We start from the raw sequence: 20,925 nt of genomic DNA on the forward strand, positions 1-20,925 counted from the left end.
CCCACGCGGCCCTGCTGTCGAGTACAACGACGCTTACTTCGGCGCGTAGCGCACGCCGAGGAACCAGCCGAGGCCACCGGTGTTATAGCCGCGCACCAGCTCGTAGTCGCGATTGGCGACATTGTTGATCCGGGCGTTCAGCGACCAGTCGCGCGTCACTTCGTAGTCGGCGAACAGGTTGGCCACCGCGTAGCCGTGCAGCGGCACGGTGTTGCTCGGATCGTCGAAGCGGCGGCCGACCGCCTGCCATTCGGCACCGAGCGTCAGCGGGCCGAACGCATGGCTGGCGCTGATCGACGCGGTCTGGCGGGCGCGGCGCTCCAGCCACTTGCCGGTCTCGAGGTTTTCCGGGTTCTGGAAGGTGGCGGTGCCGTTCAGGTCGATGCCGAACCAGGCCGAGGTGCCGGCGGTCAACGTCACGCCGTCGATATTGGCACGGTTGACGTTGACACTGGTGATATTGCCCGCGCCGTCCTTAACAAGATCAATCAGGTTGTCGATGCGGTTGCGGAACGCCACCAGCGAGGCATGGCTGCCTTGCCCGGTCCAGCGCGCCTCGATCTCGCCGTTGTGCGAGGTCTCCGGCCTCAGGTTCGGGTTGCCGCTGTACGAGCCGGGGAATGGCGCGAAGCTGACGAACGGGAAGTACAGGTCGTTGAAGGTCGGCGCCTTGAAGCCGGTGCCGTAGCCGGCACGCAGCAGCCAGCCGCCGTCGAGGCGGAAGCCGTAGCTGGCCTGGCCGGTGGTCTTGCCGCCGAACTGCGAGTCGTCGTCGTGGCGCACGCTCGCCTGCAGCAGATTGCGGCCGAACTCGCCCTGGTAGCCGGCGAACGCCGCCCTCACGTCGCGCGAGGTCCTGTCGAGTGGCTGGCTCGACTCGACCTTCTGCCGGGTGTACGACGCGCCGGCGAGGAAGCTGCCGACACCGATCTTGATGTCGTTCTGCCACAGCCAGTCGTCCTGCGTGGTGGTGAACAGGCTGTCGTGCTGGGCGAAGTTGCCGCCGAGGAAGGTCTCCGAGCGGTCCTGGCTGCGCGCGTAGCGCAGCGTGCTGGTCCAGGCGTCGGTCAGCGCGTTCTTCGACTCGACGCTCTGGCCGGTCAGGCGCGTCTTGACGACGTCCTGCAGGTTCGGGTCGGTGTTGCCGAAGTTGTCGAAGTCGCTGCGATCGAAGCTCTGAAACAGCCTCAGCGTCAGGTCTTGGCCCGGCGCCCAGGTCTGGGTAAGGTTGGCCGAATAGGCGGTGTTCTGATCGCCGTCGCGGTCCGGGTTGAAGCTGGGATTGTTGGCGTTGGTCGCTGAGAAGCCACGGGTCTGGTCCTGCGACATATTGAGCGCGTAGGCGGTGTTGCCGGTCTTGCCCGACACGCCGACGCCGGCCTGCAGGGTGCCGCGGTCGCCGACGCCGAGGTTGGCGGTGAAGCGCGCCGGGCCCTCGCCCTTCTTGGTGAAGATCTGGATCACGCCGCCGATCGCGTCGGCACCGTACAGGCTGGACGCCGGGCCGCGCACGATCTCGATATGGTCGATCTGCTCGAGCGGGATGCTCTGGATCGAGGTGGTCCCCGCCGTCGCCGAGACGATGCGCACGCCGTCGACCAACACCAGCGTCTGTTTGCTGTTGGCGCCGCGGAGGAACACGTCGGTGGTCTTGCCGGCGCCGCCGTTGTTGCTGACCTGTACGCCCGGCTGGCGCGCCAGCAAGGTGGCGAGCGAGTCGGCGCCGGCCTGCTCGATCGTATCGCGGTCGATCACCGTCACGTCGGACAGTGTCTTCGCGAGCGGCTGCGCCTGCCGGGTGGCGGTAACGACCACGTCGGCGCCACGGTATTCGGGCAGGTCCGCGGCGTGCGCCAAACTGGTGGACAACGCCAGCGCGACAGCCAGCGCCAGCGGGTGTTGAGTTGCAGTAGTCAAGAAACCACTCCTTCGTTCTGGATGCGGACGAAAAAGGAGTGCGAGAGAGGTGCGCGCCGAGGCGCGTTGCTACGACTGGGTCTGACGCCCATTGAACGAAATCGGTCGATCGCTCCCCGCGATACTCCAGGCAAACGGACGCCTCTTCCCTGATCGGGCGCCCGGTGCAGGCCGGTCTCCGGGCTTGGCCTGTCGGCGACGCGCCTTCCCGTCCTGTGGCGGACAGTGGCGTCGGCGTCGCTTCGGCTCGTGACGAGCCAGGCCTTACCGTTGCGGGGGCAGCGCCGGTCTTGCACCGGCTTCCCGTTTCACCCGGTCATGCCGGGCACCTGCGAGGCGCGGATTATAGCGCAGTGCGCCACCCGCCCATCGCTCGACGGCAAGAAAAACCCCGCTTGCCACGCTTGCCGGCCCGACGCGCGGACGGTAAGGTCGTCAGCCATGAACACGACCCTTCCCCTCCCCGATTCCGTCGCCCTGGACGCCGCGCTGGCGCGCCAGGCCATCCTGACCAAACCCGCCGGCAGCCTCGGCCGCCTCGAGGACATCGCCTGCCGCTTCGCCGCCTGGCAGGGCCGCGCGGTGCCGGCGCCGCTCGCACCGGCGATCGCGGTGTTCGCCGCCGACCACGGCGTCTGCGCCGAGGGCGTGTCGGCCTACCCGTCGGTGGTCACCGGCGAGATGGTGAAGAACTTCGTCGCCGGCGGTGCGGCGATCAATGTGCTGGCGAAGGGCACCGGCGCGCGGCTCGAGGTGGTCGACGTCGGCGTGGCGGTCGACCTGTCCGCGTTGCCGATCGTGCACGCCAAGGTGCGCGCGGGCAGCCGCAACCTGGCGCGCGAGGCGGCGCTGAGCCGGGCCGAGGTGGAGGCGGCGCTGGAAGCCGGCGCCGCCGCGGCGCGGCGCGCGATCGCGGCCGGCGCCAACCTGCTGATCGCCGGCGACATGGGCATCGGCAACACCACCCCGTCGGCGGCGCTGATCTGCCGGCTGACCGGCATCGCGCCGGACGTGATCGTCGGCCGCGGCACCGGCATCGACGATGCCACGCTGCAGCTGAAGCAGCAGGTGGTCGGCCGGGCGCTGAACCGGGTGGCCGGGCTGGAACTCGACGGCGTCGGCACCTTGGCCGAACTGGGCGGGCTGGAAATCGCCGCGATCGCCGGTTTCTACCTGGAAGGCGCGCGCCAACGGGTGCCGAGCCTGGTCGACGGCTTCATCGCCAGCGCCGCGGCGCTGGCCGGCGTCGCGATCGAGCCGGGACTGCGCGACTGGCTGCTGGCCAGCCACCGCTCGCAGGAAAACGGCCACGGCCTGGCGCTGACCGCGCTGCAGCTCGAGCCGTTGCTCGACCTGGGGCTGCGCCTCGGCGAGGGCTCCGGCGCGGCGCTGTGCCTGCCGCTGCTGCGGCTGGCGCTGGAATTGCACGCCGGCATGGCGACCTTCGCCGAAGCGGGCGTGTCCGACAAGCCGGCATGAAGGCGTTCACCCTGACCCTGCTGCGCCACGGCGACATCGCCGCACGCGGCCGGCTGATCGGCCGCACCGAGCTGCCGCTGACCCGCCAGGGCGAGCGGCAGATGGCGAGCAGCTGGCAGCGCATCGCGGCGATCCCGGTGCAGAGCATCGCCAGCTCGCCGCGGCTGCGCTGCCGGCCGTTCGCAGTCGAGCAGTCGCTGGCACGCGGCGTGCCGCTAAAGGTCGATCCGCGCTTCGCCGAGTGCGACTTCGGCGACTGGGAGGGAGAGCCGACCGATCAGCTGTCGGCGCGCCATCCGGACTGGTACAGCGAGATGGCCGCCGGCCGGCTCACCCCGCCCGGCGGCGAGAGCTTCGCCGCGTTCCGCGAGCGGGTGCTGGCCGGCTTCGCCGACTGGATCGCCGAGAGCCGCGGCAGCCACCGCGTGCTGGTGACGCACGGCGGGGTGATCAGCGTGCTGCTCGCCGAGCTGCTGCACACCAGCTTCGCGGTGGCGCGGCTGATGACGGTGCAGCGCGGCGGCTTCGCCCAGCTGTCGCTGCTCGATGGCCACCCGGCCTACCTGGTGCGGCTGGAGCTGCCGGATGCCTGAACCGGTCCCCGCCCCACCCCCGCGCCTGGCCGGCCTGATCCTGGCGCTGCAGTTCCTGACCCGGCTGCCGACGCCGCAGCTGGCGGAATTCCACCCGACCTGGCTGGCGTGCAGCGCGCGCTGGTTCGCCGTGGTCGGGCTACTGGTCGGCGCGCTCTTGACGCTCGCCGCGCTGGCCGGTGCCCGGGTCGACCCGTGGCTCGCTGCACTGCTGGCGCTCTTCACCTGGGTGTGGGTGACCGGCGGGCTGCATCTGGACGGCCTCGGCGACCTCGCCGACGCGCTCGGCGCCGCGCATCGCAGCCCGGAACGCTTCCACGCGGTGCTGAAAGATCCGCACCTGGGCAGCTTCGGCGCGCTGGCGCTGCTGTTGGCGGTGCTCGCCAAGCTGGTGCTGCTGATGCTGGTCGCCAAGTCTTCGGCCCACCTCGTGGGCCTGCTGTTGGTGCCGGCGTGGGCACGGCTGTTCGCGGTGGCCTGGTCGGCGACGCTGCCGCCCTTGGCCGGCGGCAGCGGCGAGCGCTTCGGCTGGCAGCCGCACTGGCCGTCGTTCGGCGCGAACCTGCTGCTGCTCGTCGCGCTGTCGGCCTGGCTCGTGCCGGCGCTGCTCGTCGCCCCGGCCGCGGGGCTCGTCTGGTGGGGTTTTTTGCGTCGCCGGCTCGGCGGCATGAGCGGCGACTGCCTCGGCGCCGGCATCGAGGTCTGCGAAATCCTGCTGCTGATGCTGCTGGTGGTGGCGCCGCCGCTGCTCGCCTGAATAGCGCCGACACGCTCACCCACGCCCGGCCTTGCGCCGGGCGTTTCGCTGCCCCCCCGTCGCGGGCGCCTACCGCAGTTGGCCGAACCACCCTGCCACCGGGTTCGGCCAAGCTTGTATCAGCTATCCCACTTTCCAGAACCAGTCCGCAAAGCGTAGCGAGCGGGCGTCGGCTCGGGGCGGACTGAGCACAGGAGCGGAAGGTACTGGCGTACACGCGGATTCCTGATCGCTGAGCGAAGTGCGTATCTGCGATACGCCCAGCGATAGAGTCGCACCCCGGCCGCCCAAGCCGAGATCACGCCCGCGCGGTAGCGTTGAGGGCGGGTTCTCAGGGCAGCAACAGGCTGGGATCACCCCGATGCTGCTTGACCAGCTTCCACGGCAGCACCGACCATTCCGGATATTCGCAGGCGCGCGCCACGCGCGGGAACGACGGCCCGACGTACAGGCCCTGCGGCAGCAGATACCAGCTCGGCAGCGCCCACAGCCCGGCGTCGCGGTAGTCGCAGGCGTCGTCCTTGTCCTTCGGCACCACCTGTTTCGGGTACAGCTGGCGCAGCGTCTTCGCCAGCCACGGGCCGAGCACCTTGTTCTGGTAGTCGTAGTTCTGCGGGTAGCCGTCGGCGTCGCGCGGGATGGCTGGCTTGCCCTGCCCCAGCCACAGCACGTCCTCGAGCTGCAGCTCGCGACCGCTCTGCACGTCGAGATTGATCGGCTGGTCGCCGAAGTCCGGGTGCGCGCCGCCGCAGTCGTAGCTGGTGAACACGCTGGCGCTGAGCACCCGGTCGTTGAAGAAGCGCGGCGTGACGGTCTGCTCGTAGTCGAAGCCGCCGCGGCGCTCGCCGCCGAGCGCGCAGCCGAAGTAGCCGTTCACCTCCTCCCACTGCCGGCTCTCCAGCACCCGGTTGACCCGCTCCTGCACCGGCGCCGGGTAGCCGTCGACCAGCCGGAAGAGGCTCACCTTGCTGATCGGCTCCTGCCACCAGCGCAGCGTGTAGTTGCCGAAGCGCTGCAGCTTGCCCTGCCGCAGCGACAGGTCGGCGAGCCGGGCGAACTCGTACGGATGCTGCTGACGCAGGCGGGCCAACGAGGCGATGTCGCTGGTCGGCAGCGTCGCCGGCGGCAAGGGGCTGAGCGTCACCGGCTGCGCCGCGCCCTTCTTGCCCTGCCACTGGCCGCGCCAGCCGCCCTTGCCGTCCGGGTGCAAGGTCAGGTCGGTGCGCACCTCGTCGTAGCCGAGGTTCTCGCCGAGCGCGACGCTGCCGTCGGTGCCGCGCTGGCCGTCGAGCGCGATGTCGCGGTGGACCTTGCGATAGAAGTAGCGCCCGTCGGCCTTGCCGTCCCGGGCGACGTTGAGCTCCATCACCACCGCCGCCGTGCCGATCTGGCCCTGCAACAGCTGCGGCGCCGCGCGCGCCGGCAACACCAGCGCGACGAGCAGCACGGCCGCGAGCCCGAGTCGATGCGGTCTGTTCATGTCGATTACCGGCAATGTCCTGCCTGAATGGTACAAAAAACAACGCCACTGCGATGCAGTGGCGTTGGCGGCGGGCCTGGTTGGCCGAACGTTACAGCTTGCCGGCCAGCTTACGATTGCGCATCAGGCACAGCATGTCACAGGCCAGGTGCGCGGCGGCGAGCGCGGTGATTTCGCTCTGGTCGTAGCTCGGCGCTACTTCGACCACGTCCATGCCGACGATGTTCAGGTCGCCCAGTTGGCGGACGATCTGCAACGCCTGCGCGGTGGTCAGGCCGCCCGGCACCGGGGTGCCGGTGCCGGGCGCGAACGCCGGGTCCAGACAGTCGATGTCGAAGGTCAGGTAGACCGGCGCATCGCCGATGCGCTGCTTGATGCGCGAAATGGTGGCCTCGACGCCGTTGTTGTGCACCCACGGCGCGTCGACGATGTCGATGCCCATGAAGTCGTCGTTGAAGGTGCGGATGCCGACCTGCGCCGAGCGCGCCGGGTCGACCAGGCCGTCCTTCACCGCCTTGTAGAACATCGTGCCGTGGTTCAGCGAGTCCGGCTCGTCGTCGACCCAGGTGTCGCTGTGCGCGTCGAAGTGCAGCAGCGCCAGCGGCTTGCCGTACTTCTCGGCGTGCGCGATCAACAGCGGGTAGGTGATGAAGTGGTCGCCGCCGAAGGTCAGCATCTTGGCGCCGGAGGCGAGGATGGTGCGGGCGTGCTCGATGATCGCCGGCTTGATGGTGAGCGGGTTGTGCGCATCGAACCAGCAATCGCCGTAATCGATCACCGCCAGGTCGTCAAACGGATCGAAGCCCCACGGGAACGGCTTCAGTTCGGCCAACTGCACGCTGGCGGCGCGCACCGCGGCCGGGCCCTGCCGCGCGCCGGAGCGGAAGGTGGTGGAGAGATCGAGCGGAATGCCCGACACCACCACGTCGACGCCGGTCAGGTCGCGGGTGTAGTTGCGGCGCATGAACGACAGCACGCCGGCGTAAGTGTTCTCGATCGAGGAACCGTAGTGGATGGTGCGGCGAATCGCGCCGTCACCGTGAATGGTCTGCGACATTGTGGAAACTCTCCGATAGAGAGCACGCCGGGCCGGGCAGCGGCGTCCGACGATTCCCGTCCATCTCAAGCCGACGGGTTAAGGCTGCCGCGCCCGATTGGCGCGGAACCTGAAGTGTGCCGCGGGCGGCGGCGAAGGGCAAGCCTGCGCCGCCGCGCGGCCGGCACCTCAAGCCGGTTGACGGCCGAGGTAGAGCCGCAGCGGCCAGCGGAACAGCCGCATCGGCTCGTCACCCCACGCCGCCGCGAAACGCGCCGCGTAGTCGGCGAGCGGGTCGTGGCCGGTGGCAATGGCGGCGCGGTGGGTCGACGACCAGGAACCGAGGTAACCGAGCAGCTCGTCGCGGCTCCAGCGCTTGTCGAGGAAAAACGCCGGCACTGGCTCGGCGGCAAACGGCCAGCCGACCGCGTCGTAGCCCTGCTCGACCAGCTTGCGCTCCGGCGGCCAGTACGGCGCGACCGCCGTATGGAACTCGTCGAGGCAGCGCCCAAGTTCACCGTCGACCGTCAGCCGCGGGTAATGCCACACCGCCAGCACGCCGCCCGGCTTCAACAGCCGGTGCACCTCGGCGAAGAAGTGCGGCTGATCGAACCAGTGCAAGGCCTGCGCCACCGCGATCAGGTCGACGCTGGCGTCGGGCAGTGCACAGTGCTCGGCCGGCTCGCAGACGTAGGCGATGCGCGGATCGGCCGGCGCTTCGGCCAACTGCGCCGCGCTCGCGTCGCTGGCGCGCACCCGGTCAAAAAAACCGGCGAGCCCCCTCGCCGCCTGGCCGTTGCCGGTGGCGACGTCGAGCGCCAGCTCATGCGCCGGCGCCTGGCCTGCCAGCCAGGCGAACAGCTCGGCCGGGTAGTCGGGGCGGTAGCGGGCGTAGTCGGCGGCGTAGGCGGAGTAATGGTCCTGGAAGCTCATGAGGGTCCTTCTTGCTGACGGCCTTGGCCGGACTCAGCCCGGCGGCTCGAGCGGTGGCAAGCGCCGCGGCACCGGCGAGGCCTTGACGATCGCGGTCGAGGTCGACGCCAGCTCGGCGAAGCCGTCGAGGATTTCGTCGAGCTGGCCGATGTCCTTCAACACCAGCCGGGCGATGAAGCAGTCCTCGCCGGTGACCTTGTCGCACTCGGTGATCTGCGGCGTCGCCACCAGCTGCCGCTCCAGCACCTTCAACTGGCCAGGCAGCGGCCGCATCCGCACAATCGCGGTCAGCGAGTAGCCCCATTGCGTCAAATCCAGCTGCGGCACGTAGCCGGCGATCGCGCCCGATTCCTCCAGCCGTTTCAGCCGCTCCGACACGCTCGGCCCGGCCATCTTCAAGCGCCGCGCCAGCTCGGCGAGGCTTAGCCGCGCGTCGTCTTGCAGCTGGGCCACCAGCTGCCTATCGATCCAGTCCATCAAAACAAGGCCAATCGGCAAAAATATCGACCATTTAAAGGTAGCAGAAGCAATTCGTCTTGCAACACGCATTAAATAGACCGGGACAGCCTTCTAGACTAGTGGGCATCTCAATCCCGCCCGGAGCCCGTGATGAATCCATCCCTTCCCCAACGCCGCGGCGTCGCCGAGATGCTGGTCGCGATGATCCTGTCCGGTACCATCGGCTATTTCGTGCTCACCTCCGGCCAGCCGGTCTGGAACGTGGTGTTCTTCCGCTGCCTGTTCGGCAGCGTGGGCCTGGCGCTGTACGGTTACTTGCGCGGACTGTGGTCGCCCTGGCCGTTCGACCGCGCGGCTCTCGCCTGGTGCCTGCTCGGCGGCGTGGCGCTGCTCGGCAACTGGGCGCTGCTGTTCAACGCCTACCGCTACGCGTCGATCGGCATCGCCACGGTGCTCTACCACACCCAGCCGTTCCTGCTGATGCTGCTCGGCGGCGCCTTCCTCGGCGAGACGCTGAGCCGGCGTCACTGGCTGGCGCTGGGCCTGGCGTTCGCCGGCCTGCTGCTAATCGTGCTGCCCAGCCTTAACACCGGTCTGCCTAGCGCCCGACTCTTGCTCGGCAGCGCGCTGGCGCTCGGCGCGGCGCTGCTCTACGCGATCGCCACCCTCATCACCAAGCGCCTGCCGCCGGGCATCCCGCCGCACTTGATCGCCTGCCTGCAGACACTGGTCGGCGTCGCGCTGCTCTGGCCGCTGCTCAACCGCACCGCGGCGTTCCGGACCGGGCCGCACTGGGGCGATCTCGCCGTGCTGGGCCTGGTGCACACCTGCCTGATGTACGTGCTGATGTACTCGGCGTTCCGCCGCCTGCCCACCCACCTGATCGGCGCGCTCGGCTTCGTCTACCCGGTGGTGGCGATCCTGGTCGACTACCTGGCGTACGGCCATAGGCTCGCGCCGCTGCAGTGGCTCGGCATGCTGCTGATCGTCGGCACCAATCTGTGGCTAGTGCGCGGCGCCCGCCCGGCACCAACGGCAAGGTTGGCCGAACAGCGATAAAAAAGCCGGCGGGGAAACCCGCCGACGGCTGTCTACACTCCAGACCCCCAACGAAAACGGCGGCCGAAGCCGCCGTCGAGGAACGTATCGGGCTGAGCCTCAGCCCGCGCAGGCGGCGCCCTCTACCGCAACCCCCGGGGTCAGGCGGCGCTGCAGCGCTACCAGCCGTTCGGACTGGGCGGCATCCAGATCCTTGAAGTGCAGCACGGTCTGCGTCGTGCCCTTGCCGCGCGGCTGCACCTTGGCGTCGGCGAAGCCGGCCGCCTTCAGCTTGGCGAGCAGCGTGTTGGCGCCGGTCTCGTTGGCGAACAGGCCGAGCGACAGCGTGCCCTTGAACTCGCCGTCGTTCTGCACCGGGTAGTTGTCGAAGCCTTTGTCCTTCAGCTCGGCCGCCAGCGTGCGGGTTTCCGCCGTGGTGGCGAGCGCCGGGAGGAACACCCAGTACTTGCTGTTCTTGGTCGGCGTCTGTTGCGATTCGGCGCGCCACTGCGCGGCGCTCAGCTTCAGCCCCGGCAGCCCGCCCTTCACCCGCGCCAGCAGCGTGCCGTTCAGCGTGCCCCAGCGGTAGCACTGGGTCGCGACTTTGGCCGGGGCCGGGGCCGCGGCGGCTGTCGGCTGCGCCGCGATCGGCTTGGTCTCCGGCTTCGCATGCGCCGGGGGAGCCACCGGTACGACTGGTTTGGCTTCGGCAACCTTCGTGTCGGCAGGCTTGGTTTCGGCCAACTTGGTCACCGGTGCCGGCGCCGCCGGTTTGGCGGCGGCGACCGTTGCCGCGTCCAGCCCGGCCGGCAGCGCGGTGGTGCCCGCCGGCGCCGACGCTTCGGCGACCGCGGCGCTCGCCACCGCCGGCGGCGTCCAGTCGGCCGGCAGCAGCTTGATCTGCTTGGCGTTCACTTCCTGCGCGTGCAGGTCGACCGGCACGCGCGCCTTGAGGTTGCTGTAACCGAATACCAGCAGGTTCAGCACCAGCACTATCGCAAAGAACCACTTCATGCTTCGTTCGCCACCTTCAACAAACCGTGTATGACAAGATTATCCATGATCAGGCAGGGTGGCGCGAGCAACGATGACAATCGCAATGCGTCCCCGCCGGTCAGCACCACCGTGGCCGGCTCCCGGCCGGTATGCACGGACAGGCGCTGCCGCAGTCGGTCGATCGCCCCGGCCATCGCATCGAGCGCGCCGCTGGCGAGCGCGTCCGGCGTCGCCTGCGGGAACGGCTGCCACTGGCCGGCCAGGCGGTCGAGCTGCGCGGTGCCGGCGGCCAGGCTTTTGAGCATCAGCGCGAAGCCGGGCAGGATCAGCCCGCCGAGGTAATCGCCCTCGGCGGTCAGCGCCTCGATAGTCAGCGCGGTGCCGGCCGACGCGAGCAGCAGGTCCTGGCCGGGCAGCCGCTCGCGCGCCGCCAGCACCGCCAGCCAGCGGTCGACGCCCTGCTCGGCGATGTTGCGGTAATGGTTGGTGACCCCGCCGCGCTGGCGCTCGCTCTTCATCCATTGCACCGGCACCGGGCAGGCCGCCTCGACCGCGTCGCGGATCGCCGGGCGCGCCACCGACGCGCCCCAGGCGGCATCGAGTGCGAGGCCGCTCCAGCGCTCGGCCAGCTCGTGCGCGAAGTCGTGCGTGACCACGCCCTCCTCATACAGCGTCGCGCCGTCGGTCAGCGCCCACTTCACCCGGGTATTGCCGGCGTCGATCAACAGCTTCATGCGCGCGCTCGCAGGCTGACTTCGCCGACGTGGAACACTTGGCTGCCGGCTGCGGTATCGACCAAGAGCGCGCCCTTGTCGTCGACGCCGCGCGCGACGCCGTCGACCGGCTCGCCGTGGCTGAAGCGCAAGGTCACCGGCGCGTCGCGGTGCGCACTGTACGCCAGCCACTCGTCGCGGAACGCGGCGAAGCCGTCGTGGGCGAACTGGCTCAGCACCGCGTGCAATTCGTTAAGCAGCTCGGCGAGCAGCCGGTTTCGGCCGACGTGGATGCCGGCGTCGGCGAGCCCCGCCACCGGCTGGCCGACGTCGCCCGGGCTCGCCAGGTTCAGGCCGATGCCGATCACCACCGCGGCCGGGCCGAGCGCATCGCCGGACAGCTCGATCAGGATGCCGGCGAGCTTCCTGCCGTCGAGCAGCACATCGTTGGGCCACTTGAGCGCCACCGGCGCGCCGTGGCGCGCCAGCACCCGCACGATCGCGACGCCGACCGCCAGCGACAGGCCGGACAAGGCCGCCAGACCGCTGTCGAAGCGCCACAAGAGCGAAAACGCCAGCCCGCCGCCGAGCCGCATCTGCCAGCGCCGGCCGAGCCGGCCGCGCCCGGCGCTCTGCCATTCGGCGCCGAGCACGATGCCGTGCGGCGCGCCGGCGGCGGCGCGCTGCATCAGATGGGTATTGGTGGAATCGATGCGGTCGGCGAGCGCCAGCGCATAGGTATCGGCCGCGCCGTCGGCGAGGCCGTCGCGGATCGCGCCGACGTCGAGCCATTCGAGCGAATCGGCCAGCTTGTAGCCCTGGCCGCGCACGCTGTACACGGTCAGTCCAAATTCCGACTCGATCGCGTGCACCGCCTGCCACACCAGCGTGCGCGACACGCCGAGCGCCTGCGCGATCGCCTCGCCGGAATGGAAACGGCCGTCGGACAACGCCTTGAGCACCGCGAACGCGTGCTGCTCGCTCACGCGCCGCCTGCGCTTTCGCGGATCTTGTTCAGGGTGGCGGTGGTCGAGGTGGCGAAGCGGAACGGGATCGAGTGCACCTCGCCGCCGCGCGCCAGCGTCTCGGCCGAGCCGACGATCTTGTCGATCGGCCAGTCGCCGCCCTTCACCAGCACGTCGGGCTTCACCGCCTCGATCAGCGCCGCCGGGGTGTCGTCATCGAACCAGGTGACCAGCGCCACCGACTCGAGCGACGCCAGCACCGCGGCGCGATTGTCCTGCGGGTTGATCGGGCGGTCGTCGCCCTTGCCCTGGCGCTTCACCGACGCGTCGGTGTTGATCGCCACGATCAGGCTGGCACCGAGCGCCGCGGCTTGCGCCAGATAGGTCACATGACCACGGTGCAGGATGTCGAAGCAGCCGTTGGTGAACACCAAGGGCCGCGGCAGCCGGCCGAGGCGTTCGGCCAACTCATCGGGCGGACAGATTTTGGATTCAAACTGCGGGGTTGGGTACGGGGTCGGCATCCTTGAGGCTCGCGATCAGTTCCTTGCGGTAGCGGTTCAGCGCCTGCGGCGTGTCGATCACGCGATCGAACAGGCTCGACAGGTTCCGCAGGATACCACCCACCACGCGCGCTTCCCAAGGCTCGTCGAAGCGGATCTGCTGGGTCAGCCAGCCTTCCAGCCAGTCCGGGTCGGGCAGGCGCGACTGGATCGTGTCGTTCGGGAACAAGGACTGGTTGACGTGCAGATTGGTCGGGTGCAGCGGCTTGCCGGAGCGGGCCGACGACGCCATCAGGAAACCGATCTTGGCGAACGCCAGACGGGCCTCGTTGCCGCAGCGTGCGATCGCCTGCTTCATGTACTTCAGGTAGGCGCCGCCGTGACGAGCCTCGTCGCGGCTCAGCGTCTGGTAGATATGCTTGATCACCGGCTCGGTGTGCCAGTCGGACGCGCAGCGGTACCACTGGGTCAGCCGCACCTCGCCGCAGAAGTGCAGCATCAGCGTCTCCAGCGGCGGCGCCGGGTCGAACGCGAAGCGCACCGAGTGCAGTTCCTCCTCGGTCGGGGCCAGCTCGGGGCGGAAACGGCGCAGGTATTCCATCAGCACCAGCGCGTGCTTCTGTTCCTCGTAGAACCACACCGACATGAACGCCGAGAAGTCCGAATCGTCCTGGTTATCGCGCAGGAACATCTCGGTCGCCGGCAGTGCCGACCACTCGGTGATCGCATTCATCTTGATCGTCTGCGCCTGCTCGTCGGTCAGCCGGGACGCGTCGAATTCGGCCCAGGGAATATCGTCCTCCAGACTCCAACGGGCCTTTTCCAGCTGGACGAACAGTTCGGGGTAAAGCATGGCAACCTCACGCAGAGAAAAATCAAAACGCCCGGATTGTAAGGCAATCCAACGTCAACCCCAACCTTTGGCGACAAACGACCATCGATCAGCGCTCCCAGCAGCCGGCCGCATCACCGCCCGGCGCGTCGCGCAGGCCGGTGCTATCGAACGTCAGCACCGTACAGCCGTCGCTCGGAAACGCGCGGGTGAAGCTCTGGCGGTCGCCGAGGCGGTGACAGTGTAGCGGCCGCTGGCGGTCGACTGCTGGCTGAGCACATAGTAGGCGGTGCCGGTTGCCGGAACATTGCAGGGCGCTGAAATCGCACACGCCCCGCCGTTCAGGCTGCCGGTGTTGCTATAAAGCTGCTCGAGTCGCTGCGCCAGCGCCAGCATCTCATTTTTCGCCTCGCTGCGCCGGCTGCGCGCCACGTAGTTCTGGTAGTTCGGGTAGGCGATCGCGGCGAGGATCGCGACGATCACCACCGCGATCATCAGCTCGATCAGGGTGAAGCCGCGGGCGGACGAAGGCTGGGGCATGACAGGGCTCCAATAAATAAGGAAATGGGGGCTATTCGTCGGATAGCAACTCGCGCCACTGCAAACGCAGCGGCAGCCGGCTGCCGCTGATCAGCGTCTTGCCGGAGGGGGTGATGCGCAGCAGAGTATTGTTCGGCGCCAGGAAATTCAGCATCCCGCCGTTCGAGCCGGACAGTTTCACCCGCGACGCCGCCGCGTCGCTGCCGTCGACCCGGCCGTCGCCGTTGGTGTCGTAGATCGCCACCGGCAGCTGCGCGCCGGAGAACGGGTCGAACTCGGCGGCCCAGCTACTGCCGCCGTCCGCATCGCAGCTGTTGCCCCCCGGCTGCTGCGACACGAACTGCACCCGGCGCTGCACCAGCGCCGGCGACGCCCGCTCGCCCGCAGGCAAGGCCAGCGTCCAGCCATCGGCGCTGGCGTAGTTCACCCCCAGGTTCGTCGTGGTCTGGAAGGTACCGCCGCCCGGCGTCAGGGTGGTGACGATAGACTGCGCCACCAGGTTCGGCTTGCCGTTACTGCCGATAGCCTGCCCGTCGTCGCGGTCGCGGATCGCGTACAGCGCCTGCCCACTGTTATCGGCACGATCCTGGTCGCTGAACAGCTTGCCGGTGCCGAACAGCAGCAGGTAGCCACCGGCCGGGTGCTTCAGCACCAGCGGCGCGGCGACTATCGGCTGGCGCGCCAGCGGCTTGCCGTTGCTGTCGAGCGACACGGCGCTGAACAGCTTCAGCACCGTCCAGTTGGCCGGGTTGCTGTCGCGCAGGTCGAACTTCCATAGGTTGCCGTTGATGTCGCCGGAGTACACCAGGTCGGTCACCCCGTCGCCGTCGATGTCGACCGCCTGCGGGCTCATCAGCGCGTTCGGCACCACCACCCCGCCGGCCGCGGCGGTGCTGCCGGCGTCGAGCCGCCGGTAGCTGCTGCTCGGCGCGCCGCCCTCGCTCCACGCCGTACCGGCGGCCTTATCGAGGTAGAGCAGGAACAGACTGGCCGCACTGTCGCTGGAGGCGCTGTTCAGGCCGTTGCCGAACAGCGCCGCGTAGCGGTAGCCGCTGCCGCTGCGCACCTTGACGATCTGCGGTTGCAGCACGCTGCGACCGAAGTGGTTGTCGTCGACGTCGGAAAACTCCCACAGCACGTTGCCGGCGTTGAATCCGCCACCGCTCGCCGACGCCATCGTCACGTCGAGCGCAAACACGCCGCTGCCGCCGCCCGCGGTAGCGCCGGCACCGGTATGCCCGACCAGCACGGTGCGCGCCTCGCTGCCCCCGGTGACCGGCAGACAGACGTTGGCCGCCTGCACCGCGCCGTCGACGAAGTAGCGATGGTTCTTGGCGTAGGACAGCCCCATCAACTGCGGCAACGCCCCGAGCAGGCTGCCCGGCACGTAGCCGAACAGCTCGTTGCCGCTGCCGGCGTCGAGCACGTGCAACACGCCGTCGTTCGCCCCGACCGCCAGCATCGGCGCGCGAGCCTTGATCGCGGCCAGATTGTTGCTATTGAAGCCGCATTCCGGCGGCTGGAAACCGGCGCCGGGCTGGCCGGGAGGCGGGATGTACTGCGGCGCGCTGCCGATCACGTCGCCGAAGCGCTGGGTACGGCCGCGGAACGCCGGCACCGGCGCGGTCTGACCGGTCTTGACCTCCTGCGACTGGTCGCCGCGCACGTAATTGATGCGTTGCGGGCCGTAGCCATCCGGCGTGCCCGCCTCGTTCTGGTTGAGGCGCGTCACCAGCCAGGACTGGCTCGCGTCGAAGGCGCTGGCGCTGCGGGCGGCCGGGTTGAAGGTATACAGCTGCCGCCCCGCCGCACTGCCGCCCAGCTGCGACTCGAGCTGGGCCGCCGCGCTCCAGCTGTAGGTGGTGGCGAGCACGCCGTTTTGGTCGAGCCGGTACGCCTGCACGTCACCGGTCCAGTTGTTCGGGTTGAAGGTTGGCCGAAACAGCCGGCTCGTGCTGTCCGGACGCACCGTACTGCCGTTCGCCGCCGGCGTGACCAGGGTCAGATTGGTGCCGTTGAGGATCTGCTGCAAGGCACCGGTCAACGCGCCGGCCATATTCTGCGGGTTGTTGGCCTGCGCGAAGTTGCGCGGCACCCCGTTGGGGTAGGCCGCGATCGAGGTCTGACCGGCCGGGTCGTCGGTCCAATCGCTGCGCCCCGCAGGCAGGGTGTTGCCGGTCGAGCCCTTGAAGCCGCCGTACTTGGCGGCGAGGTAGAACGCGTTGCTCGCCTGCGTCTTAGGGTTGTTGTTCTCGACCACGTCGATCATGAAGCTCTGCACCGTCTGCATGCCCGGCAGGTCCGCGCGCAGATTGGTCGTGTTGGCCCAGTAGGCCAGGCCGGCGATATACGGCGGCGAGTTGGTCGAACCGGTATTGATGCTGGCGAGGTTGCTCACCCCCGCGTCTTTGCCGATGGTGGTGACCTGGTCGGTGATGTTGAACGCCGTGTCGTCGGTCGGTGGACGTAACGTCGCCTGTCGGGTACTGCCCGACCCGTTCGGTACCTTCCAGCTGCTGCCGGGCAGGTCGACGTCGCCGTGGGTATTGGTGTCGCCGATATAGAGGATGAAGTTCTTCTGGCAGGCGTTGACGATCGGGTCGTCCCAGTCGGTGATCACCGGAAAGCCGTCCACCATCGCCGACGTCAGCTTGGCCGAATATGGCGCGTAGTTGCCGAGCTTGCGGTAGTAGCGCAGCGCCGCGTAGTAGAGCTCGGCGGCGGGGTCGTAGACCTTGTAGCCGTTGGCGTCGCCGAACTTGTTGACGTAATTGATCACTCCGCTATTGGCGACCGGCAGCAGCAGGTTGGCCAGCGCATCGGCCGGGTCGGGATTGGCGACGAAGGTGCCGTCGCTCGGGTTCCACTCGCCGCCGAGGTTCACCGTCTTGCCGGACAGCGTGGTCACCTGGCCGCTGCTGTTGGTGAACTTGAGCCGGGCGCGCATCACCCCGCCGTCGCGGTTGTAGTCGGGGTCGTTCAGGTAGCCGAGCGCACCGAAGCGGATCGTCGCGCCGTTCTGCTGGATCAGCCCCTCCGGCTTGTAATTGACCGCGCCGAGTAGGCCCGGATAGGCCTTGCAGTTGCCCTCCAGGCCCACCGCCGGGTCGCACACCTTGACGATGGCGTTGAACGTCTCCGCCGTGCTGCTGCCACCGCCACTGGGGGTAGCGGTGAACGACCAGTCGTTGCTGGTGAAACTCACCGAGGTCGCGGACGAATACTTGGTCAGCTTGTTGACGTTGGTGGTCAGCTTGCGGTTGGCAAAACCACTGCCAGAGTTCTGCCCGGCATAGACCCGGGCACGCCGCAGCGTGGTGAACCCCGGCAGGTCGCCGCCGAGGTAGTCGGTACCCAGGCCGGTCACCCCCAGCGCGCGGTTGCCGCCGCTCAGCGTGGAACGGAACACGTCGATCGCCGACATCGTCGCCCAGTTGAGCAGGTTGCCGCTCCATTTCTGGTTGGCGCAAGTGCGGTTGGTCGAATCGTTCACCGCGGCGACCGGGTAGAAGTAGCCGCCGACGGCGTTGTAGTCGTAACACTTGTTCGGATCGAAATAGCCGGCGAACAGGCGGCTCAGCTGGCTGGCGTCGAAGGTCGGCACATTCGGGAACGCGGTACCGGCGGTCGGGTACTCCACCGACAGCGCGAACAGCACGTTCGGGCTGACCGTCGGCGTGATGCCGGGCGGCGACTGGGCGATCTGCTGGACGTCCGGACGCGCTGGCACGGCGACCAGCAGCAGCGCAAGACCGAGGATGACGGGGCGAAACAGCGGCGGGATCGACATGGCTCAGTTCAGGAAGGTGGCTTCGACGGTACGGCTCACCGGCTCGTCCAGCGCCCGCGGCGGGCCGAAGCCGCGCGCGGTGATGCGAAACTGGGTGGCGGTGTTGATCTGCTCGGCGCCGAAGCTCAGGTTGGCCGACAGCGAGCCGCCGGCCAGCACCGAACCGTCGGCCTGCTGCTGCGGCTGGGTGATGCGCTGCACCTCGACGAAGTAGCGCGGCGGCGCTCCGGCCGACGTGCTCGGCCAGTCGCTGAAACTGGCGGACAGCCGCGTCCCGCTCGCCGGCGAACGGTTGCGCAGCTCGTCGAACAGCGCGTACTGCGCGTTGCCGCTGCCGTTGAACTGCTCGATCAGGAAGAAGTTGGCACTGTCGACCACGCAGACGCCCGGGTTGCTGCCACCCGGCTGGTAGCCGGCGTCGGCGAAGCTCTTGCACGACACCAGGGAGGAGCGCGCCAACAGGTCGAGCTGCTGTTGCTGTACCCGCCGAATCGCGCCTTCGGCCGACTGGAACGCCAGCGAACGGTCGCGGTAGACCCGCGACAGTTTCTCCTCCTGCAGGCTGGAGAAGCCGGCGGCCAGCGCCAGCAGCGTCAGCGCGATCACCAGCGTCAGCACCACCACCAGCGCGGCGCCCTGCTGGCCTGAGTAGCGAGGGGAAGGGGCCATCAGCGCGGACATGCGTTGCGTACCTGGAAGGTGGTGTAATAGACCCGGCGCAGATAGTCGCCGTAGGCGGTTCCGGCCGGATAGGTGTAGCTCAGGTCGCTGGCGTTCAGCGTCACCCCGGCCGAGGCGCCCAGCGGGGCAAACGTGGTCGGTGTGCCGGCCCGGTCGCTCGCCGCCACCGGTTGCGCGCTGCGCAGCACCAGCCCGACCCGCAACGCGGTAATCGGCGCCGACGCCGTGGCGTCGTACTTCGTCAAGCTCGCCATCGCACACGCCGACGCATCGCCGGTGCTCGGCTGCGCCTGGCCGCGCGCGTAGCCGGCCAGCACCCGAAACGCCTCGACCTGTTCGGCCAACACCGCCGTCACCCCCGCCGAAGCGGCGACATTGTTGACCCACGAGTCGCAGACCAGCTGGCGGGTCGTCGCGAACTCGCGCAGGTAGAAACGGTTGCGCACCCGGTCGTTGCGCTGCAGCGGCCGTCCCTGGCAATCCGCCATCGTCGCCTTACCGGCCGGCAAAGCCCCGACCGCATACGACACCTCCAACACGTCGCCGTAGCTGCCGCTGGCGGTCACCTTCACCACCACGCCCGACGACGCGGTCGCGGTCGGCGCCAGGTAGCCGGCCTGCTGCACGGTGCGGCCCAGTTGGCCGAACACGAAGCGCGCCGTTTCCGCCAGCGCGGCATTCTGGTCCTGGTTGCGCGTCATCGCGCTACTGCGCGCGAACAGGCTGCCGACCGCCAGCACGATGATCAGCCCGAGCGTCATCGCCACCATCAATTCCACCAGCGTCATGCCGCACATCCGGCCCCGTTGCAGGTCAGCGTTCATCACGGTCTCATCAGGGTGGTGTAGCTGGCGCTCTGCACGCCAGCGCTGGACAGTCGCATCTGCCAGCCAATGGTCACGGTGTAATAAAAGCCTAGGCTGGCATCCTGCGTCGTCGCGATCGCCAGCGTACCGCCCGGCAAGCCGCCCTGGCTCGGGTCGACCACCTTGGCGCACATCTCGGCCAGGTCGAAATTGCGCCAGTCCGAAGCATTGCCGGTCGACGCCAGCTGTACCCCGGCGCTGCCGAACGTCAGCGCGGAGACCGGCAAGCTCGCCGCACTGCTGCAGTCCGAAGCGTAGGTAGGGCTCGCCACTAGCGCGCCAGACGCGTTCGTTGCCCAGTAGGAATTGGCACGGATCCGCTCGGCCATCTCGTCGGCGAGCAGCACCGCCTGGGTGCGCCACTGGCTGTTCGCCGCATGGCGGGTATCGGTCAGCGCCAGCGCGGCGATGCCGAGCAGACCCAGCGCCGCCACCAGCATCACGATCAGCACTTCCAGCAGGGTAAAGCCGCGCATCCTAGCCACAGCGCACCTCGCCGTCGCGCACCGGCTGACTGCGGATCAGCCCGCCCAGCTCCATGCTCACCGAACCGAATGCCGTCGTGGTCGTGCTCGGTGTCGAACAGTGCACCTCGAACACGAAACCGGCCGGTGCATTGCCGCCTGACGGCACCCCGAGCCCGGCGGAATTCAGCAACAGCGAGGTGAGTCCGCCCTGCGCCACCAGTTGCAGGGTCGGCTTGCCGGCCACCGTTAGGAGAGTATTGGCGCTCGTCGGGCTGTCTGTGCTTCGGCCAACATAGGCAATCCAGCCGTTTGCCCAATCCCCCACCGCACTGCCGCACACCGTGGTCTGCCCGGCCGCCTGCGGGCAGACCGTCACCGCCGCCCCCTGGCCGACGGCCTGGTTACGCGCCAACCACAGCGTACGGCTGAACTCGGTGACGAGCGCACGGGCGCGGCCCTTGTAGACGAAGCTCTGCATAGCCGGCATCGCCAGCGACAGCAGAACCGCCGCCACCGCCAGCACCACCATCAGTTCGATCAGAGTAAAACCCACCCAGCGCCGCATCTCGGTCATGGAATATGAAAATGGCAAATTTTATCGAAATGTTGCCATTACCGATACATGACGAACAAATGCTTTAAGGATTCGCTTGGCAAAGACGTGTTTGCCGGTTGGGGTCGTGCCGAAAGGGCAGTCGCGCCGATGCAAGCCGACGGGGAGGGGAAGAAAGGCTGGCGGAAGACGCTAAGTTTACGACGCGTCAAAGCACAAAGCCCCAGCTCGGCTGAGCTGGGGCTTTATTATGGGGAGTCTGGCGGTGACCTACTTTCACATGGCGAATGCCACACTATCATCGGCGCAGAGGCGTTTCACGGTCCT

The 20,925-nt window shown here is 68.6% G+C and carries 20 protein-coding genes and 1 riboswitch; of the genes, 4 read left to right on the forward strand and 16 right to left on the reverse strand.

All coding sequences use genetic code 11. The annotated features are described in order from the left end of the window. Window positions 1-33: 33 nt before the first annotated feature. The gene (locus ACZ2IA_RS11825; RefSeq protein WP_470292780.1) at window positions 34-1,917 is read right to left on the reverse strand and encodes a TonB-dependent receptor domain-containing protein; all 1,884 of its coding nucleotides are present in this window, start codon (window positions 1,915-1,917) and stop codon (window positions 34-36) included. Between the two features lie 152 nt (window positions 1,918-2,069). After that, a riboswitch (cobalamin riboswitch) is annotated at window positions 2,070-2,265 on the reverse strand. 93 nt (window positions 2,266-2,358) lie between these two features. Between ACZ2IA_RS11825 and cobT the strand changes: the two genes are divergently transcribed. The 3 genes from cobT to cobS are packed head-to-tail and all read left to right on the forward strand — an operon-like array spanning window position 2,359 to window position 4,746. Beyond that, window positions 2,359-3,396, forward strand: coding sequence for a nicotinate-nucleotide--dimethylbenzimidazole phosphoribosyltransferase (gene cobT / locus ACZ2IA_RS11830; protein WP_470292781.1), 1,038 nt, complete (start codon window positions 2,359-2,361; stop codon window positions 3,394-3,396). Then, entirely contained in the window at window positions 3,393-3,989 is a 597-nt protein-coding gene (locus ACZ2IA_RS11835; RefSeq protein WP_470292782.1) for a histidine phosphatase family protein, read from the forward strand. Before cobT ends, ACZ2IA_RS11835 begins: the two co-directional genes overlap by 4 nt. Beyond that, window positions 3,982-4,746 (forward strand): adenosylcobinamide-GDP ribazoletransferase, encoded by a 765-nt coding sequence (gene cobS, locus ACZ2IA_RS11840; protein ID WP_470292783.1) that lies wholly within the window; start codon window positions 3,982-3,984, stop codon window positions 4,744-4,746. Before ACZ2IA_RS11835 ends, cobS begins: the two co-directional genes overlap by 8 nt. Window positions 4,747-5,077: 331 nt before the next feature. Here the strand turns inward: cobS and ACZ2IA_RS11845 are convergent, their stop codons facing one another. The 4 genes from ACZ2IA_RS11845 to ACZ2IA_RS11860 form a co-directional block, all read right to left on the reverse strand. Then, window positions 5,078-6,226, reverse strand: a complete 1,149-nt coding sequence (locus tag ACZ2IA_RS11845) for a hypothetical protein (RefSeq protein WP_470292784.1) — start codon at window positions 6,224-6,226, stop codon at window positions 5,078-5,080. 91 nt (window positions 6,227-6,317) lie between these two features. Then, the gene (gene speB, locus ACZ2IA_RS11850) at window positions 6,318-7,283 is read right to left on the reverse strand and encodes an agmatinase (RefSeq protein ID WP_470292785.1); all 966 of its coding nucleotides are present in this window, start codon (window positions 7,281-7,283) and stop codon (window positions 6,318-6,320) included. Between the two features lie 168 nt (window positions 7,284-7,451). Next, complete coding sequence (locus tag ACZ2IA_RS11855) at window positions 7,452-8,195, reverse strand: class I SAM-dependent methyltransferase (RefSeq protein WP_470292786.1); 744 nt, start codon at window positions 8,193-8,195, stop codon at window positions 7,452-7,454. 33 nt (window positions 8,196-8,228) lie between these two features. Continuing rightward, window positions 8,229-8,672 carry an Lrp/AsnC family transcriptional regulator gene (locus tag ACZ2IA_RS11860; protein WP_470292787.1) on the reverse strand — a complete coding sequence of 148 codons (444 nt, stop codon included), beginning with the start codon at window positions 8,670-8,672 and terminating at the stop codon, window positions 8,229-8,231. Between the two features lie 132 nt (window positions 8,673-8,804). Between ACZ2IA_RS11860 and ACZ2IA_RS11865 the strand changes: the two genes are divergently transcribed. Next, window positions 8,805-9,713 carry a DMT family transporter gene (locus ACZ2IA_RS11865; protein ID WP_470292788.1) on the forward strand — a complete coding sequence of 303 codons (909 nt, stop codon included), beginning with the start codon at window positions 8,805-8,807 and terminating at the stop codon, window positions 9,711-9,713. A gap of 99 nt (window positions 9,714-9,812) precedes the next feature. Here ACZ2IA_RS11865 and ACZ2IA_RS11870 read toward each other — a convergent pair whose 3' ends face one another. The 11 genes from ACZ2IA_RS11870 to ACZ2IA_RS11920 form a co-directional block, all read right to left on the reverse strand. Continuing rightward, entirely contained in the window at window positions 9,813-10,706 is an 894-nt protein-coding gene (locus ACZ2IA_RS11870; RefSeq protein ID WP_470292789.1) for an SPOR domain-containing protein, read from the reverse strand. Continuing rightward, complete coding sequence (locus ACZ2IA_RS11875; protein WP_470292790.1) at window positions 10,703-11,422, reverse strand: type III pantothenate kinase; 720 nt, start codon at window positions 11,420-11,422, stop codon at window positions 10,703-10,705. The genes ACZ2IA_RS11870 and ACZ2IA_RS11875 overlap by 4 nt, the downstream gene beginning before the upstream one ends. After that, window positions 11,419-12,387, reverse strand: coding sequence for a biotin--[acetyl-CoA-carboxylase] ligase (locus ACZ2IA_RS11880; RefSeq protein ID WP_470292791.1), 969 nt, complete (start codon window positions 12,385-12,387; stop codon window positions 11,419-11,421). The genes ACZ2IA_RS11875 and ACZ2IA_RS11880 overlap by 4 nt, the downstream gene beginning before the upstream one ends. Continuing rightward, entirely contained in the window at window positions 12,384-12,890 is a 507-nt protein-coding gene (locus ACZ2IA_RS11885; protein WP_470292792.1) for an adenylyltransferase/cytidyltransferase family protein, read from the reverse strand. The genes ACZ2IA_RS11880 and ACZ2IA_RS11885 overlap by 4 nt, the downstream gene beginning before the upstream one ends. After that, window positions 12,859-13,722, reverse strand: a complete 864-nt coding sequence (locus ACZ2IA_RS11890) for a ferritin family protein (RefSeq protein WP_470292793.1) — start codon at window positions 13,720-13,722, stop codon at window positions 12,859-12,861. Before ACZ2IA_RS11890 ends, ACZ2IA_RS11885 begins: the two co-directional genes overlap by 32 nt. A 153-nt stretch (window positions 13,723-13,875) precedes the next feature. Next, complete coding sequence (locus ACZ2IA_RS11895; protein WP_470292794.1) at window positions 13,876-14,241, reverse strand: type IV pilin protein; 366 nt, start codon at window positions 14,239-14,241, stop codon at window positions 13,876-13,878. 31 nt (window positions 14,242-14,272) lie between these two features. Continuing rightward, entirely contained in the window at window positions 14,273-18,031 is a 3,759-nt protein-coding gene (locus ACZ2IA_RS11900) for a pilus assembly protein (RefSeq protein WP_470292795.1), read from the reverse strand. A gap of 3 nt (window positions 18,032-18,034) precedes the next feature. Further along, window positions 18,035-18,712, reverse strand: coding sequence for a pilus assembly PilX family protein (locus ACZ2IA_RS11905; protein WP_470292796.1), 678 nt, complete (start codon window positions 18,710-18,712; stop codon window positions 18,035-18,037). After that, window positions 18,700-19,536, reverse strand: a complete 837-nt coding sequence (locus ACZ2IA_RS11910; protein WP_470292797.1) for a PilW family protein — start codon at window positions 19,534-19,536, stop codon at window positions 18,700-18,702. The genes ACZ2IA_RS11905 and ACZ2IA_RS11910 overlap by 13 nt, the downstream gene beginning before the upstream one ends. Further along, window positions 19,536-20,054 carry a type IV pilus modification protein PilV gene (pilV, locus tag ACZ2IA_RS11915; RefSeq protein ID WP_470292798.1) on the reverse strand — a complete coding sequence of 173 codons (519 nt, stop codon included), beginning with the start codon at window positions 20,052-20,054 and terminating at the stop codon, window positions 19,536-19,538. Before pilV ends, ACZ2IA_RS11910 begins: the two co-directional genes overlap by 1 nt. Window position 20,055: 1 nt before the next feature. Continuing rightward, on the reverse strand, window positions 20,056-20,619 hold the full coding sequence (locus ACZ2IA_RS11920; RefSeq protein ID WP_470292799.1) for a GspH/FimT family pseudopilin: 564 nt from the start codon (window positions 20,617-20,619) through the stop codon (window positions 20,056-20,058). Window positions 20,620-20,925: the final 306 nt, after the last annotated feature.

Source organism: Crenobacter sp. CS_VA4 (assembly GCF_055597485.1).

Bases quoted from the DNA above. Each gene is read 5' to 3' on its own strand.
- cobT (WP_470292781.1), top strand. From the start codon at position 2,359: ATGAACACGACCCTTCCCCTCCCCGATTCCGTCGCCCTGGACGCCGCG.
- ACZ2IA_RS11895 (WP_470292794.1), bottom strand. From the start codon at position 14,241: ATGCCCCAGCCTTCGTCCGCCCGCGGCTTCACCCTGATCGAGCTGATG.
- ACZ2IA_RS11900 (WP_470292795.1), bottom strand. From the start codon at position 18,031: ATGTCGATCCCGCCGCTGTTTCGCCCCGTCATCCTCGGTCTTGCGCTG.
- cobS (WP_470292783.1), top strand. From the start codon at position 3,982: ATGCCTGAACCGGTCCCCGCCCCACCCCCGCGCCTGGCCGGCCTGATC.
- ACZ2IA_RS11860 (WP_470292787.1), bottom strand. From the start codon at position 8,672: ATGGACTGGATCGATAGGCAGCTGGTGGCCCAGCTGCAAGACGACGCG.
- ACZ2IA_RS11845 (WP_470292784.1), bottom strand. From the start codon at position 6,226: ATGAACAGACCGCATCGACTCGGGCTCGCGGCCGTGCTGCTCGTCGCG.
- speB (WP_470292785.1), bottom strand. From the start codon at position 7,283: ATGTCGCAGACCATTCACGGTGACGGCGCGATTCGCCGCACCATCCAC.
- ACZ2IA_RS11870 (WP_470292789.1), bottom strand. From the start codon at position 10,706: ATGAAGTGGTTCTTTGCGATAGTGCTGGTGCTGAACCTGCTGGTATTC.
- ACZ2IA_RS11855 (WP_470292786.1), bottom strand. From the start codon at position 8,195: ATGAGCTTCCAGGACCATTACTCCGCCTACGCCGCCGACTACGCCCGC.
- ACZ2IA_RS11905 (WP_470292796.1), bottom strand. From the start codon at position 18,712: ATGTCCGCGCTGATGGCCCCTTCCCCTCGCTACTCAGGCCAGCAGGGC.
- pilV (WP_470292798.1), bottom strand. From the start codon at position 20,054: ATGCGCGGCTTTACCCTGCTGGAAGTGCTGATCGTGATGCTGGTGGCG.
- ACZ2IA_RS11920 (WP_470292799.1), bottom strand. From the start codon at position 20,619: ATGACCGAGATGCGGCGCTGGGTGGGTTTTACTCTGATCGAACTGATG.
- ACZ2IA_RS11910 (WP_470292797.1), bottom strand. From the start codon at position 19,536: ATGAACGCTGACCTGCAACGGGGCCGGATGTGCGGCATGACGCTGGTG.
- ACZ2IA_RS11865 (WP_470292788.1), top strand. From the start codon at position 8,805: ATGAATCCATCCCTTCCCCAACGCCGCGGCGTCGCCGAGATGCTGGTC.
- ACZ2IA_RS11835 (WP_470292782.1), top strand. From the start codon at position 3,393: ATGAAGGCGTTCACCCTGACCCTGCTGCGCCACGGCGACATCGCCGCA.
- ACZ2IA_RS11885 (WP_470292792.1), bottom strand. From the start codon at position 12,890: ATGCCGACCCCGTACCCAACCCCGCAGTTTGAATCCAAAATCTGTCCG.
- ACZ2IA_RS11875 (WP_470292790.1), bottom strand. From the start codon at position 11,422: ATGAAGCTGTTGATCGACGCCGGCAATACCCGGGTGAAGTGGGCGCTG.
- ACZ2IA_RS11890 (WP_470292793.1), bottom strand. From the start codon at position 13,722: ATGCTTTACCCCGAACTGTTCGTCCAGCTGGAAAAGGCCCGTTGGAGT.